This window comes from Amycolatopsis sp. NPDC049868, assembly GCF_044461365.1.
Taxonomy (GTDB): Bacteria; Actinomycetota; Actinomycetes; order Mycobacteriales; family Pseudonocardiaceae; genus Amycolatopsis.
Genome location: NZ_JBITKV010000001.1, coordinates 1,475,291 through 1,489,190 on the forward strand (window position 1 = coordinate 1,475,291; position 13,900 = coordinate 1,489,190).

13 protein-coding genes are annotated in these 13,900 nt (G+C 69.6%); 2 read left to right on the top strand and 11 right to left on the bottom strand.

Annotation, left to right across the window (positions count from 1 at the left end):
- Positions 1-242 precede the first annotated feature (242 nt).
- Positions 243-1,445 carry a sensor histidine kinase gene (locus ACIBTM_RS07015; RefSeq protein WP_073847003.1) on the top strand — a complete coding sequence of 401 codons (1,203 nt, stop codon included), beginning with the start codon at positions 243-245 and terminating at the stop codon, positions 1,443-1,445.
- Between the two features lie 13 nt (positions 1,446-1,458).
- Here ACIBTM_RS07015 and ACIBTM_RS07020 read toward each other — a convergent pair whose 3' ends face one another.
- From ACIBTM_RS07020 to ACIBTM_RS07050, 7 genes are all read right to left on the bottom strand, one after another.
- Complete coding sequence (locus ACIBTM_RS07020) at positions 1,459-1,800, bottom strand: RNA polymerase-binding protein RbpA (RefSeq protein WP_034311760.1); 342 nt, start codon at positions 1,798-1,800, stop codon at positions 1,459-1,461.
- A gap of 65 nt (positions 1,801-1,865) precedes the next feature.
- Positions 1,866-2,096 (bottom strand): preprotein translocase subunit SecG, encoded by a 231-nt coding sequence (gene secG / locus ACIBTM_RS07025; RefSeq protein ID WP_016333144.1) that lies wholly within the window; start codon positions 2,094-2,096, stop codon positions 1,866-1,868.
- 139 nt (positions 2,097-2,235) lie between these two features.
- Entirely contained in the window at positions 2,236-3,021 is a 786-nt protein-coding gene (gene tpiA / locus ACIBTM_RS07030) for a triose-phosphate isomerase (RefSeq protein ID WP_034311753.1), read from the bottom strand.
- Complete coding sequence (locus ACIBTM_RS07035; protein WP_395875812.1) at positions 3,021-4,229, bottom strand: phosphoglycerate kinase; 1,209 nt, start codon at positions 4,227-4,229, stop codon at positions 3,021-3,023. The genes tpiA and ACIBTM_RS07035 overlap by 1 nt, the downstream gene beginning before the upstream one ends.
- Positions 4,230-4,238: 9 nt before the next feature.
- Complete coding sequence (gene gap / locus ACIBTM_RS07040) at positions 4,239-5,243, bottom strand: type I glyceraldehyde-3-phosphate dehydrogenase (RefSeq protein WP_038515534.1); 1,005 nt, start codon at positions 5,241-5,243, stop codon at positions 4,239-4,241.
- Positions 5,244-5,427: 184 nt separating this feature from the next.
- Positions 5,428-6,609 (bottom strand): winged helix DNA-binding domain-containing protein, encoded by a 1,182-nt coding sequence (locus tag ACIBTM_RS07045; protein WP_395875604.1) that lies wholly within the window; start codon positions 6,607-6,609, stop codon positions 5,428-5,430.
- A 189-nt stretch (positions 6,610-6,798) separates the two neighbouring features.
- Positions 6,799-7,239: a nitroreductase family deazaflavin-dependent oxidoreductase gene (locus ACIBTM_RS07050; RefSeq protein ID WP_395875605.1), complete on the bottom strand. Its 441-nt coding sequence runs from the start codon at positions 7,237-7,239 to the stop codon at positions 6,799-6,801.
- 87 nt (positions 7,240-7,326) lie between these two features.
- On the opposite strand from ACIBTM_RS07050, the gene ACIBTM_RS07055 reads away from it, so the two are divergent.
- Positions 7,327-8,265: an AraC family transcriptional regulator gene (locus ACIBTM_RS07055; RefSeq protein WP_395875606.1), complete on the top strand. Its 939-nt coding sequence runs from the start codon at positions 7,327-7,329 to the stop codon at positions 8,263-8,265.
- On the opposite strand, the gene ACIBTM_RS07060 is transcribed toward ACIBTM_RS07055, so the two are convergent.
- The 4 genes from ACIBTM_RS07060 to ACIBTM_RS07075 are packed head-to-tail and all read right to left on the bottom strand — an operon-like array spanning position 8,249 to position 13,898.
- Entirely contained in the window at positions 8,249-8,470 is a 222-nt protein-coding gene (locus ACIBTM_RS07060; protein WP_395875607.1) for a hypothetical protein, read from the bottom strand. The two genes, ACIBTM_RS07055 and ACIBTM_RS07060, sit on opposite strands and share 17 nt — an antisense overlap.
- Positions 8,460-8,636, bottom strand: a complete 177-nt coding sequence (locus ACIBTM_RS07065; protein ID WP_395875608.1) for a hypothetical protein — start codon at positions 8,634-8,636, stop codon at positions 8,460-8,462. Before ACIBTM_RS07065 ends, ACIBTM_RS07060 begins: the two co-directional genes overlap by 11 nt.
- Before the next feature lie 44 nt (positions 8,637-8,680).
- Entirely contained in the window at positions 8,681-13,147 is a 4,467-nt protein-coding gene (locus ACIBTM_RS07070; RefSeq protein ID WP_395875609.1) for a hypothetical protein, read from the bottom strand.
- Between the two features lie 10 nt (positions 13,148-13,157).
- On the bottom strand, positions 13,158-13,898 hold the full coding sequence (locus tag ACIBTM_RS07075) for a hypothetical protein (RefSeq protein WP_051071906.1): 741 nt from the start codon (positions 13,896-13,898) through the stop codon (positions 13,158-13,160).
- Positions 13,899-13,900: the final 2 nt, after the last annotated feature.

The window sequence follows — 13,900 nt, forward strand, 5'->3', positions numbered from 1 at the left end:
TCGAAATGATCAGCGGACCACCGAGCCCGGGTGGTCCGGTGTGGATTCGACCGACCGAACGTTCATGCACTTGTCCGCAGAACGGACAGTGACCGGCCAGTCGCTAGCCCGACTGGGGGAAACTTACCGCCCTTGTACATCCACCCGTTAGCATCCGCACATTTGTTCGTTCCTGCGCGTCCCGATCGGGCGAAGAACACGTCTCACCATCCAAGTCCACAAGACGAGTGAGGTCGCCAGCGATGAGCACAGAGGGTCTCTCGATGCCAGGTATCTCGGTGGGCGGCTCCGGAGCGGACGCCGCCGACCGGATGCGCCGTGCCGCCGGGGTCATGTCGTTCGCCAAGATCAAACGTCCGGCGCTGGTCGCGCTGGGCATCGACACACTCGCGATCTTCCTGGCCGCGCTCGACGTCTGGCTGGTGATCCCCGAGAAGGCCCAGCCGTACTCGATCTACCTGTCCGGCGCCGCGTGCCTCGGCCTCGCCTTCCGGCGCAAGCTGCCGTTCCTCGCGGTGATCGTCACCGTCCCCGGCTTCCTGGCGGGCTGGTCGCAGCTGGCCGCGATGATCGCGCTCGGCTTCCTCGCCACCCGCAAACAGATGCACTGGCAGACCTGGACCGGGTTCGCGCTCGTCTTCACCTGCCGCTTCGTGCAGTGGCCGCTGGCCGACTTCGTCGAGCTCAGCTGGCGCGAACACGTCCTGGACGGCATCTACGGCGTCATCGTCGCCGGGATGCCGGTGGCCATCGGCCTGCTCATCGGAGCGCGGACCGAGATCTCGCAGAAGCTGTCCGAACTCGCCGCCAGCCGCGACCGCGAGCGCCGCTTCCACGCCGACGCCGTCCGCGCCGAGGAGCGCGCCCGCCTCGCGCGGGAGATGCACGACGTCGTCTCGCACCAGATCACGCTGATCGCCATGCAGGCCGGCGCGCTGCAGGCGCAGACGACCGACGCCCGGTCGCTCGAAACCGCGCAGGTCATCCGGAAGCTGAGCACCAAGACACTCGAAGAACTGCGCTCACTCGTGAGCGTGCTCCGCTCGGGCTCCGAAGACGACGGGCCGCGGCCGGGGATCAACGAACTCGACCGGCTGATCCGCGGCTCGGACGTCCCGGTGCACCTCACCGTCGAGCGGATCCCGGATCTCCTGCCCAGCCAGGTTTCGGCGGCGGCCTATCGGACCGTGCAGGAATGCCTGACCAACGTGCACAAGCACGCACCGGGCGCCACCGCGACCATCCGGATCCAGGGCGAGCACGGTTCGCTCAAGGTCGAAATACGCAATGAGCGCGCTCGGACCCCCGGTGCGGCCCTGCCCTCGGGAGGGCACGGGCTGACCGGGCTGGCCGAACGCGCTCGACTGCTGGGTGGGAGCTTCGAAACCGCCGACACCGAGGACGGCGGGTTCCGGGTGCGTGCCCGGTACCCGCTCGACCGATAGGCCTCGGGGAGTCTCAGATCTCCCGGCGCTGGCGCAACCGCTCCAGCGCCTCGGCGAGAATGGCCTCGCCGTCGGCGTCGGAACGCCGTTCCTTCACGTACGCGAGGTGAGTCTTGTAAGGCTCGGTCCGCGGCGCGGCAGGAGGGTTCTTCTCGTCCTGCCCACCGGGAAGCCCGCACCGCGGGCAGTCCCACTCGTCGGGAATCTCGGCGTCCATCGAGAACGAGGGCTGTGCCTCGTGCCCGTTGGCGCACCAGTAGGAAATACGGCGCCGCGGCGCCGACTCACCCCGCTCCGATTCGCCCGAAGGCCCGGCACCCACACGGGTGCCCCGAATCGCGTTACCGCCAACCATGAATCCTCACACCTATAGGGATCGGCGGCGCGCCCCCCATAGGCACGCCGAAACACCTGGATCGGTCAGACCTTGAGCAGGAGCCCGAGGCCGATGATGCTGATCAGCCACACCGCGCCCAGCAGCAGCGTGATCCGGTCGAGGTTCTTCTCGGCCACGCTCGAGCCGGACAGGCTCGACTGCATACCGCCACCGAACAGCGAAGAAAGACCGCCACCACGGCCGCGGTGCAGCAACACGGCGACCACCAGCAGCACGCTGGAGGCGATCAACAGGATTTGCAGGAACAGCTTCATGTCATCCTCTGCGCTCTTGGAGAATGCAGGAAAACGGTGTGCACAGGCGGCTCTTGGCCACCAGGACACACCGTACTCCTGGACTCGTCCACTGCTGTGTGACGGACCGGATACCCAGGTTACCCGGTAGGTGCCCCGATCAGGGCAGGGGCCCGCCCGCGGCGAGTGCGCAGAGTTTGGTGAACTCGTCACCATCCAGGCTGGCACCACCGACGAGCGCACCATCGATGTTCTCGCAGGCGACGAGGTCACTGATGTTGTTGGCCTTGGCCGAGCCGCCGTAGAGCACGCGGACCGAGGACGCGACCTCGGCACCGTACTTCTCGGCGAGGGTGGCGCGGATGGCTCCGCACACCTCCTCGGCGTCCTGCGGGGTCGCGACCTTGCCGGTCCCGATCGCCCAGACGGGCTCGTAGGCGACGACGACGTCCTTGACCTGCTCGGCCTTGAGCCCCTTGAGGCCCTCGACCAGCTGGGTCGTGGTGTGGGCGATGTGCTCCCCGGCCTCGCGGACCTCGAGCTTCTCCCCCACGCACAGGATCGGCGTGATGCCGTGCTTGAGCGCGGCCTTGACCTTCTTGTTCACCAGCTCGTCGGACTCGCCGTGGTACTCACGCCGCTCCGAGTGCCCGACGGTGACGAAGCTGCAACCCAGCTTCGCCAGCATCGGGCCCGACACGTCACCGGTGTAGGCACCGGAGTCGTGCGGCGACAGGTCCTGGGCGCCGTAGGTGAGCGACAGCTTGTCGCCGTCGGTCAGCGTCTGGACGCTGCGGATGTCGGTGAACGGCGGCAGGACCGCGACGTCGACCTTCGCGTAGTACTTCTCCGGCAGGGCGAAGGCGATCTTCTGAACCAGCGCGATGGCTTCGAGGTGGTTCTGGTTCATCTTCCAGTTGCCGGCGATGAGCGGTTTGCGCGCCACTAGTCGTTCTCTCCCAGCACAGCGACTCCGGGCAGTTCCTTGCCCTCCAGGTACTCCAGCGACGCGCCGCCGCCGGTCGAGATGTGCGAGAAGCCGTCCTCCGGCAGGCCGAGCTGCCGCACGGCCGCGGCGGAGTCGCCGCCGCCGACCACGGTGAAGGCGTCGCTCTTGACCAGCGCTTCGGCCACGGCACGGGTGCCGCCGGCGAAGGACTCGAACTCGAACACACCCATCGGGCCGTTCCAGAACACGGTCGCCGCGTCGGCCAGCTTGCCCGCGAACAGCTCACGCGACTTCGGGCCGATGTCGAGGCCCATGCGCTCGGCGGGGATGGCCTTCGCGTCGACGACGTCGAACTCCGCGTCGGCGGCGAAACCCGTCGCGGCGAGGACGTCCACCGGCAGGATCAGCTCGACGCCGCGCTTCTCCGCCTCGGCGAGGAAGCCGCGGACCTGGTCCAGCTGGTCCTCCTGCAGCAGCGAGTTCCCGACCTCGTGGCCCTGGGCCTTGAGGAAGGTGTACGCCATGCCGCCGCCGATGAGCAGCCTGTCGACCTTGGTCAGCAGGTTGGCGATGACGCCCAGCTTGTCCGACACCTTCGCGCCGCCGAGGACGACGACGTACGGCCGTGCGAGGTCCTCGGTCAGCTTCTTGAGGACGTCGACCTCCGCCAGCACGAGCCCGCCCGCGTACGCCGGAAGCGCCCGCGCGATCTCGTAGACCGAGGCCTGCTTGCGGTGCACGACACCGAAACCGTCGGACACGAACGCGCCGCCCGGGACGAGCGCGGCCAGCTCGGCGGCCAGTTCCTGACGCTCGGCCTCGACCTTGCTGGTCTCGCGCGCGTCGAACCGCACGTTCTCCAGCAGGGCCACCTGGCCGTCGGTCAGGCCGGCGACGGTGGCCTTGGCGGACTCGCCGACCAGGTCACTCGCCAGCGGGACATCGACGCCGAGCAGCTCGGTGAGCTTCGCGGCGACGGGCGCGAGCGAGAACTTCGGGTCCGGCTCGCCCTTCGGACGGCCGAGGTGCGCCGTGACGACCACCTTCGCGCCCGCCTCGGCGAGCCGCTTGAGGGTCGGCAGGGCCGCGCGGACGCGGCCGTCGTCGGTGATGGTCTCCCCGTCGAGCGGGACGTTCAGGTCGGAACGCACGAGTACGTACCGGCCTGAGACGTCCTCGCCCAGCAGGTCTTCGAGGTTCTTCAGCGCCATGGCTCAGGAGAGCTTGGTGCCGACGAGCTTGACGAGGTCGGCGAGGCGGTTGGAGTAGCCCCACTCGTTGTCGTACCAGCCGACGACCTTGACCTGGTTGCCGATGACCTTGGTCAGCGGCGCGTCGTAGATGCAGGACGCCGGGTCGGTGACGATGTCGGCCGAGACGATCGGGTCGTCGCTGTAGCGCAGGATGCCGGCCAGGGGGCCCTCGGCGGCGGCCTTGTACGCGGCGTTGATCTCCTCGAGGGTCGCGCTCTTGGTCAGCGTGACGGTGAGGTCGGTGGCCGAACCGGTCGGGACCGGGACGCGGACCGCGTAGCCGTCGAGCTTGCCGTTGAGCTCCGGCAGGACCAGGCCGATGGCCTTGGCGGCACCGGTCGAGGTCGGGACCATGGAGAGCGCGGCGGCGCGGGCGCGGCGCAGGTCCTTGTGCGGGGCGTCCTGCAGGTTCTGGTCCTGCGTGTACGCGTGGATCGTGGTCATCAGGCCCTGCTCGATGCCGAAGGCGTCGTTGAGGACCTTGGCCAGCGGGCCGAGGCAGTTGGTGGTGCAGGACGCGTTCGAGATGATGGTCTGCGAACCGTCGTACTTGTCGTCGTTGACGCCCAGCACCACGGTCAGGTCCTCGCCCTTGGCGGGCGCGGAGATGATGACCTTCTTGGCGCCACCGGCGATGTGCGCCTTGGCGGCGTCGCCGTTGGTGAAGAAACCGGTCGACTCGACGACGACGTCCACGCCGAGGTCGCCCCAGGGCAGGTTGGCCGGGTCGCGCTCGGCGAGGGCCTTGATCGTCTTGCCGTCGACGACGATGCCCTCGTCGCTGACGCTGACCTCGCCCGGGAAGCGGCCGAGGATGGAGTCGTACTTCAGCAGGTGGGCCATGGTGGCGACGTCGCCGAGGTCGTTGAACGCGACCACCTCGATGTCGTGACCGGCGGCCTGCACGGCCCGGAAGAAGTTGCGGCCGATGCGGCCGAAGCCGTTGACACCTACGCGAACCGTCACTGCTGCCACTCCCTTGAGACTCGTCCGGGATCGCCCCGGTAAGACGTCCTTTACTCGGGCGCAACCCTAGCGTGCGTGCTCGGGCGACCCTCTTTGCCCTGACGAGACTTCCACCACTCGGTGGGTCAGGTCAAGAATCGATTAAGTGCGTCGCTACCAGGACGTCTTGGGAAAACTCTCAGCTTCACTGTGCTAGCCGTCGCTCCAGCGGCGTGCGCATCCGTGGCGTGACTCGCACCTCCCCGAACCACTCGGCCAGGTGGTTCGCCTCCGCCTCGACGGCCCGTTCGACGTCCGCACCCACGTCCTCCAGGAGGTGATGGACGACCTCGCCGTCCGGACGCTGCGCCCAGCCGCCGACGATGCGGCCGTCGGCCCAGACGGTGGGCCCGATGTTGCCGGTGCCGTCGAACAGCGGCGCCTTGTGCGGGCCGAGGTACCAGTCGCGCTCGATCCACCCCATCGCCGTCGGGTCCAGTGACGGGAGCAGGGCGACCCAGGGCCCGGGTTCCGCGACCGGCTCCAGATCGTCGGCGAGCACCACGCCGGGGACACCGTCGAGATCGACCTCGACCGGCTGAATCTCCGCGAGCGCCTTCTTCGTCTGGCCGATCGTCCAGCCCGTCCACCAGCGGAGGTCCGCGATCGGGGCGGGCCCGTAGGCGTAGAGCCACCTTCGGGCGAGCTCGACCCTGGCGGCGTCGGCGTCCCAGTTGGCGAGGCCCTGCGGCAGCCAACCCGCCATCGGCGCCCAGTAGTACTGACTGCTGATCCAGCTCCCGCGCGGGCGGCCGCGCACGATGCGGCCGTCGACCGCGAGCTGGAACAGGACCCGGCTGGTGACGTTGGCGATCGCCTCGTACGGCTTTCCCTTCGCCATCAGGAGTTGCTGCTTCAGGCGCGGCTCGTCCTGGGAGAGCTCCTGCGCCGTGGCGGAACCGCGGGCCTTCAGCGCGCGCTCCGTCGCGTCCTCGACCTCGGCGAGCCAGCGTTCCGGCTCCGGCACGTTCTCCGGATGCCCCTGTGTGCCGAGGTGCTGCTCGAGCAGGCGGCGCTGTTTCTTGGCGATGTCGGCGGAACACGCGGCCTGCACGAGCGCCGCGTTCTCGTGCCCGAGGACGAAGACCGTGCGGCGCATGCCGAGCATCCGGATCAGCGTGCGCTCCTCGTAGAGCGCGCTCTCCAGCTCGGCGACGCCGTCGCCCTTCACGCGCGCCCACGCCGAAAGGTGCACCGACGCCGGATCCGTGGCGTGCAGCGCGACCACCGCGTCCGCGGCGGCGAGCACCGACTCGGCGGGCGTGGTGAGGCGATGTCGCGTCGCGAGACGGGCGCGGCGCTGCGCGATGCCGATCTTGAGGGTCACGGATCGGTTCTATCACCGGGCCCCGACAAAAGCGCCGGACCGGCACTGTCGTGGGTGGCGTTTCGGGTCAGAGCCGATCGTGTCTTAGGTACCCACCGTCAGGCTGCATGTGTGATCAGACGGACGACACGCGTGATTGAGTGGACGACACGCGTGTCGTCCGTCGAATCACACGTGCCGTCCACTCAGTCACGCAACCGACGAGGGCTGGACGCGCTCCAGCTCGAACACGGGGATGATCCGGCTGGTCTTGCTCTGGTACTCCGCGAATTGCGGCATGACGGCCGACTGCCTGGCGTAGACCTCGTCGCGCTCGGCGCCGGCGAGCACCCGCGCATGGACCGGGAACGTCTCGGTGCCGAGCTCGACCTTGGTGTCCGGGTTGGCCACCAGGTTGTGGAACCACGCCGGATTGTCGTCGGCGCCGCCCTTGCTGGCGAAGATGTAGATCCGGTCGTCCTCGAGAAGCGGGACGAGCGGCGCGATCCGCTCGGTACCGGACTTCGCGCCGGTGTGGTGCACGAGAACGAGCGGATAGCCCTCGAACATGCCGCCCGCCTTGCCGCCGGTCTCCCGGAACTCGGCGATCACGCTTCGGTTGATCTTGTCGAAGTCGAACGTGTCTGTCATGACGTCGATCGTATGACGCACGAAGTGACCGTATCGATGCTCGAAATCGCCATGAACATATCTGTCTGTCGCATTACCATCGCCGCTATGGACCTCCTGGCCGAAGCACTCGCCGTGGGCGGCGTCCGGGGCACCGCCGGAGCACGTATCGAGGCGTCCGGGCCGTGGGGCATCCTCTGGCACGGCATCACCCGCGCCGCCTTCTACGCCGTCACCTGCGGGACGGCCTGGCTGGAACTGGCCGGGCACCCGCCGCGGCAGCTCATGCCCGGTGACGTCGTCCTGCTGCCGAACGGGCCGGAGCACACCCTGCGCAGCGCCCCGGACGTCGCGATCATTCCCAATCTGTGCACCGCGGCGGAGAAGGCGCGGGACTGCGGCGGCGTGCTGCGCCTCGGTTCCGGAGAGGTCGAGACCCATGTCCTCGGCGCGTCCTACGACTACGACCCGGCGGTGTCCACCCAGGTGCTCGCCACGCTGCCGGAACTGGTGCACATCCGCGCGAACCGCGGCCGCGACGGGCTGGACGACACCGTCCGCCTGCTGTCGCGGGAACTGGCGAGCCCGCAGATCGCCACCGAGTTCGTGCTCAACCGGCTCGTCGACATCCTCCTGGTCCAGCTGCTCCGCGCTTGGCGGACCGAGAAACCGGCCGAGACCAGGGGAACCTGGCTCGGCGTCCTCGGCGATCCGCTGATCAGCGTGGCACTGGCCAAGATCCACGAGGACCCGGCGAAACCCTGGACCACCGACCTGCTCGCGGCGGAACTGGCGACCTCACGCAGCACGTTGACCCGCCGGTTCCGCGAAACCACCGGCCGGACGCCCGGCGACTACCTGACCCTGTGGCGGATGGACCTGGCCGCGGTCCGGCTGCGCGACACCGACGACACGGTGGACACCATCGCCCGCTCGGTCGGCTACACGTCGGTGTACGCGTTCAGCCGGGCGTTCCGGCGCGCCCGCGACCAGGCACCGGGGCAGTACCGGACCTCGACGCGGCAAAGCCTCACACCGGCCGGGTGACCGGAACGACCTCCAGAAGTTCTTTCAGGCCTTCGAAATCCTGCGTATTGGTCGTGTAGAGCGGCATCCGGTGCGCGATGGCCACGCTCAGGTCGGCGAGCGTGATCGTGCTGATCGACATCAGGTCCGGCAGTTCGGCGTGATCGATCGTCCGCCGGAGGATGAGGATGTTCGTGTCGAGCAGGCCGTGGACCTCAGCGGCCATAGGGATCGTCCGCCTCCCCTTCGAAAGCGTCGTCGAGGTCCGCACGGAACCTGTCCGGGTCGATGAGCGGAGCATTGGCCGAGCCGGTGGCGAACTGCTCCCGCGAAACGGCATGCCGTCGACGAATCGGGACCAGCTGGGCGATGGGCGAGCCGCTGTGGGTCACGGTGAAGGTCTCCCGCAGCGTGGCACGGCGTGCTACATCCTGCGTCAGGCCGTCTCTTCCTCCTGCTCAGGCTCCTCCGCCGGTCGCGTGAACAGCCGCGTCGCCGAAAGCCGTGCGACACCATCCGGCTCGCCGAGTTCGTCGGTCGCGTTCCGGATCGTCGCGTCGACGGACAGGTACTTGCGCCCCGCCCGCAGGTCCGCGTCGTTGCGCAGCCGCACGATCAGCGGGAACTCGCTCAGCGCGCCGGCGTCGAACAGGCCGGTGGTGTAGATCAGCTGGACACCCAGCGCCTCCGCGACCGCACGCTGCAGTTCCAGCAGGTAGCCCGCCGACGCACGGCCGATCGGGTTGTCGAGGAACAGCACGCCGGAATGCCGGTTGCGGGCCTTGCCACGATTGTTCGCCCGTAGCGCCGCTAAGGTGCAGTACAGGATGATCGCCGCGGTCAGCTGCTGCCCGCCGGAGAACACGTCCCGGATCTCGGAAACGCGCTGCCGTTCGGTCCGCAGCACCGAGTCCGGCTTCAGCATGTCGACCCGGAACCCCTTGGGAGCGGCGGCCTGCACGCCGCGCAGCACGAGCGAAAGCCCGTCCCGTTTGACGTCCCGGCCATCGGAGGTCTTCCCCACCGCCGCCTCGTCGACGACCTCGCCCAGCTTCTCGGCGAGAACGTTCTCTTCGAGTTCGGTGAAGCGGATCCGCAGGAACTCCTGGCCCGACCAGTCGCCGAGACCGTCCGGCAGCCGGGAGACCCGTTGCGCCGCACGGAGTGTGCGCAGCGCGCCGTCGACCATGCCCTGCAGGCGGGTGATGATGCCGCCGCGATGCCGGTCGATCTGCGCGAGATCGTCGGTGAGCGTGCGCAGCCGGGGCCGCAACGCCTCCGCCCATTCCCCGGCGTGGGCGGGCAGCTGGTCGCGGCGGACGGAGATCACCTGCTGCCGTACCGGTGTGCTGAGCTTCTCGAACCGCTTGTCCGTGGCGTACTGCGCGAGCTGGTCGGCCGCGGCCCGCACCCGGCGGTCACCCGCGTCGGCCGAGTCCTGCGCGTCGGTGAGCGCCGTGTTGAGCCGGGAGTGCTTGGTACGCGCGGATTCGACGTCGCCTTCGAACGGCGCTTCTTCGTCCTCTTTGGACAACAGGTGCGCCATCGATTCGGCCAGCAGACCGAAGCCGGAAGCGGACGTCTTCGCGGACTCCAGCGTCGCCTCGGCGGCGGCGCGGCGCTCCTGCAGTTCCTCCCATTTCCGCGCGGCGGCGGACACTTCGAGACCGGCCTCGTCGATCAGCTCCAGGCCGTGCTCGATGTCCTTCGGCCGCGCGTCGAGGGCGAGTGCCGAGGGCTGTTCCGGGAGCTGGCTCAGTTCCGCCTTGCGGGTCGCGACGAGGCCGACGATCTCGGTGCGCTCCTCCTCCAGCACCGCGACGGCCCGGTTCGCCCGCGCCTGCGCCGCGGCCCGTGCCGAAGCGTCCGAGCCGTCCGGTGTCTCCAGCAGTACCGAAGCCCGCTCGCGGACGGCGTCGTCCAGTGCTTCGAGGGCCGCCCGCGCGGACGCCTCGACGCTCTCGGCCTGGTCGAGTTCGGCTCGGAGATCGCTGCCGACCTCCACCTTCGCGTACGCCTCGGAAGCCGACGCGAACGTACGCCGCAACGCGTCCACCGGTTCGGCGGGCACGGGATCGTCGTCGGTGACGTCGCTCGATCCCGGCACCTCGGCCAGTTCCGCCTTGGCGGTCGTCGCCGTTCGCCGGTGCCCGTCGGCGGTGCGCTGCTCCTCGCCCGCCTGCTCGCGCAGCCGGGACGCCTTCACCGCGGCTTCGGACGCCGTGGCCTCGGACCGCTCGGCGATCTCGGTCGCGCGTTCGACGTCGTCCGTCCACTCGGGGATCTTCGCGGCGCGCGTGGCGAGTGCTTCCAGCCCGCGAACGCGCTCTCCCGCCTCGGCCGAGGCCGTACGCAGCTCGGGGATCCGTTCCCGGAGCCCGGACGCCTTCTCACCGAGCCGCTGGAACTCCTTCTCGGCCTGCTCCAACGCGGTCCGCGCGGTCTCGTGCGCGGTGCGCGCGTTCTGGAGCTGCTCGGCGAGCGTCGCGATACTGCCGGGCGGGTAGTCCTCGCGCCAGGTCTTGAGCTTCCACGACAGCGCACTGTCGTCGGCCAGCGACGTCGCCAGTGCCTCCAGCCGTCGCTGGCGTTCCGCGTGCCGGAGCGCGATGGCCTCACGCTCGGCGTCGGCGGCCTCTTCGTCGTACATCGCCGGGTTGGGCGGCACGAGGAATTCGATCCCGGCCTCATCCGGCAGACGGCCGGTCGTGGTGGCCTCGGTGGTGGCGACCGGGATGATCGTGCTGGGCAGCAGACGCCGCTCCGCCAAGACCTTCTCGGCGAGCCGGACCTGTTCCGGTTCGTTGAGAAGGATCCCCGAGACCAGCTGCGGTGCGCGGGCCAGCACGGCCGCCCGCCGCTTCTTGTCCAAAGTGGACAGGTAGCGCCAGCCGGACCACGCGTTCATCCCGGCGGCTTCCAGCGCGTCGAGCGCGGCCTGGACCTCTTCGGGAGCGGGCAGGAGACCGCCCGAACCGAGCGCGTTCAGCGCGCGCTCGTCGACGGATTCCTCCATCCGCAACGCGGTCTGTTCCTTCTCCGCGGCCGAACCCGCCTCGCGCAGACGTTCCAGCAGCACCGGGAGATCCGTCTCCAGTGTGACGTCGTCCGCGCCGAGGAGTTCACTCAGCCGGGGTTCGACGGCGAGCGCGTCGGTGCGGTGGTTGGCGCGGTCGAGTTCCTCGGCCGCGCGTTCCAGACGGTCCTTTGTGGACCCCGCGAGCCGGTGCGCGTCGTTGACCGTGGCCTGCGCGGCACGCAGGTCCTCGGCGACGCGTTCGAGCTCCTGTTCGCGGCGGACGAGTTCCGCGGCGGTCGTCTCGGCCTCGGCCCTGGCGGCGCGCGCCGCCTCGGCGACGTCCGCCCCGGCCTTGAGCGCGCCGGACCGGACGGTTTCCGCGATCTCCTCCCGGATTTCGGCGATCCGCGCGCCCAGCCCGCGAGCCTCCGCCCGGCGCGAGGCCGCGAGGTTCGCCGACTCGTCGCGTTCCGCCTGTGCCTTCTCCGCCTCGGCTCGCAGGGCGCCGACATGGGCTTCGGCCTTCGCCGCCTGCTCGGTGGCGTTCTTGGCCAGCCCCAGCAGCCCCCTGGCGAGCGCGCCCGCGGCGGCGTTGCGCGCCTGCAGCGCGGGCTGCGCCTTCTGCTCGCGATTCCCCACCAGTTCCCGGAAATCGCGCGCCTTGCGGGCGGCGTTGAGGTGGTTGAGCACGGTGGTGCATTCACGCCACGCCTCGGCGGCGGTCTTGGCCTCGGCCAGTTCGCCGTCGATCCGCTTCTTGTTCTCCTGTGCCTCGTCGAGCCGCAGCTTCCCGACCAGGCGGCGGAGTTCGGTGACCCCGGCGGTGAGACGGCGGTGGTCGCCCTCGGCCAGTTTCTCCGCGGACTTCACCTCGTCGACGTGCTGTTCGAGCCCGCTCAGCCGCTCGTTCTCCAGCTTGTCGCGGGCGGCGACCTGACCGGCCAGCGTCCGCATCTCGGCGCGGGCGGCGTCGGCGAGCTTCCGCGACGCGGCGGCGACGCCTTCCTCCTCCGCCAGCGGGGCGAGCAGATCGAGCGCGCCCGCGACGAAGTCCCGCTCCGACAACAGGTCCCCGCGCTGGGCGAGGTTGTGCGCATAGGTGGCGACGACCTCCGCGAGGTCCTTCGGCTCCTCCTCCGAAAGCACCGCGCGCAACAGGAACTCGACGAACGCCTCGTCGGTGCTGAAGGCGAAGGCGTCGGCCGCCTCGCCCTCACCGGCGTTCATCGCGCGCTGGTAGCGGAAAAGCTCGGTGTCGAGGCCGAGACCGTCGAGCCGGGACGTCCATTCATGGTGCCGCCGGGTCCAGAACAGCTCCAGTTCCGGCTCGCCGCCGTGCACCTTGTCGAGCTGGTCGTGGAAGCCGGACATCGTCAGCAGCCTGCCGTCCGACGTCAGCGGCAGCGAGTCCAGGTCGAGCGAGGGCGTCGGCCGGAAGCAGTACCAGGAATCGACGAGGTTCTCCGAGTCGGCCGACACCACGTGCCCGCGCCATTCCGACACCTTGCCGGTGATCACCCGGTGGCCGGTCTCGACCTGCAGCCACTCCAGCACGACGTGCGAAACGTCCTTGGCGGCGACGAACTTCTCCAGCACCTTGGTGTTCGTCGTGCCGACGACCTGGCGGCGGCCGGGCAGCATGACCGAGAAGATCAGCTTGATCAGGACGGATTTACCGCCGCCGTTCTCCAGGAACAGCACGCTCGCCGGCGACGGGCGCCGCGGCGGCCCCTCCCCCGCCAGGTGGATCCCGGCGCTGAACAACGCGTCCTGTTTGGGCGCGGTGATGGCGGCGCCGACGCCGCTGAAGTCCAGCACGACGTCCTGGTACCGCGCGCCTGCCGGGCCCACCGAGTGCAGGCGAACCCGCGAAAGCTCGTACATCTCTTCCCCTCTAGAGCGTGTCCGACGCGGCCGCGCGCAACGTCCCGCCGCCGTTGGCGACCGACACCACGTTCAGCTCAAGCAGATCGTCGAAGGCGGCGTCGGCGGCGAGTTCACGCACCTGCACCTGATAGCGCGGTGTCGTCCGGTAGGTCCCGCCCTGTTCTCCGCTGACCTGGACGAGAAAGCCTTGATCGGCGAGGAAACGCAGGGCCCGCGCGACCATGCCGCGCGTGGTGTCCGACGACAGCCTGCCGTCCTTGGTCGCGGCGGCCGCCGGACGCCGGGCGTAGGCCCGCCAGGCCTGTTCGAGTTCGGGCGCGTCGGCCAGCGGGTCGTTGTTCGCTTCCGCCTCCGCCGCGCGCTCGTCGAGGATCCGGCAGGCCTCGCGCACCATCGCGTCCACCTGCTCGACACTGACGCGGCCGATGTAGGTGTCGTTGGCGAGATCGTCCGGGCGCGGGTAGCCGAGCGCGGCGGTGGCCAGGTGGACGAGCCCGTGCAGGACCTTCTCGGTCTCACGGCGTTCGCGGATCTTGCTCTGCCGCGCGTAGCTGTCCATCTTGATCTCGAAGACGGACTCGTCGGTCGCCGCCAGCACGGCACCGGCCTGGAGGTTGACCTCCAGCACCATCAGCCCGAGCCCGGCCGCGACCGCGTGCGTGAGCTGTTTGAACGCCCTGTCCTCGCCGTAGCGCCGGACCAGGTCGCCGTACACGACGTCCCGCGACGGCAGCTGTTTCGGGCGCATGC

What these genes read in the sequence shown, in the direction of transcription:
- ACIBTM_RS07020 (WP_034311760.1), bottom strand. Translation starts at nt 1,800, where the DNA reads ATGGTTGGCGGTAACGCGATTCGGGGCACCCGTGTGGGTGCCGGGCCT.
- ACIBTM_RS07075 (WP_051071906.1), bottom strand. Translation starts at nt 13,898, where the DNA reads ATGCGCCCGAAACAGCTGCCGTCGCGGGACGTCGTGTACGGCGACCTG.
- ACIBTM_RS07055 (WP_395875606.1), top strand. Translation starts at nt 7,327, where the DNA reads ATGGACCTCCTGGCCGAAGCACTCGCCGTGGGCGGCGTCCGGGGCACC.
- secG (WP_016333144.1), bottom strand. Translation starts at nt 2,096, where the DNA reads ATGAAGCTGTTCCTGCAAATCCTGTTGATCGCCTCCAGCGTGCTGCTG.
- ACIBTM_RS07015 (WP_073847003.1), top strand. Translation starts at nt 243, where the DNA reads ATGAGCACAGAGGGTCTCTCGATGCCAGGTATCTCGGTGGGCGGCTCC.
- ACIBTM_RS07070 (WP_395875609.1), bottom strand. Translation starts at nt 13,147, where the DNA reads ATGTACGAGCTTTCGCGGGTTCGCCTGCACTCGGTGGGCCCGGCAGGC.
- ACIBTM_RS07050 (WP_395875605.1), bottom strand. Translation starts at nt 7,239, where the DNA reads ATGACAGACACGTTCGACTTCGACAAGATCAACCGAAGCGTGATCGCC.
- ACIBTM_RS07060 (WP_395875607.1), bottom strand. Translation starts at nt 8,470, where the DNA reads ATGGCCGCTGAGGTCCACGGCCTGCTCGACACGAACATCCTCATCCTC.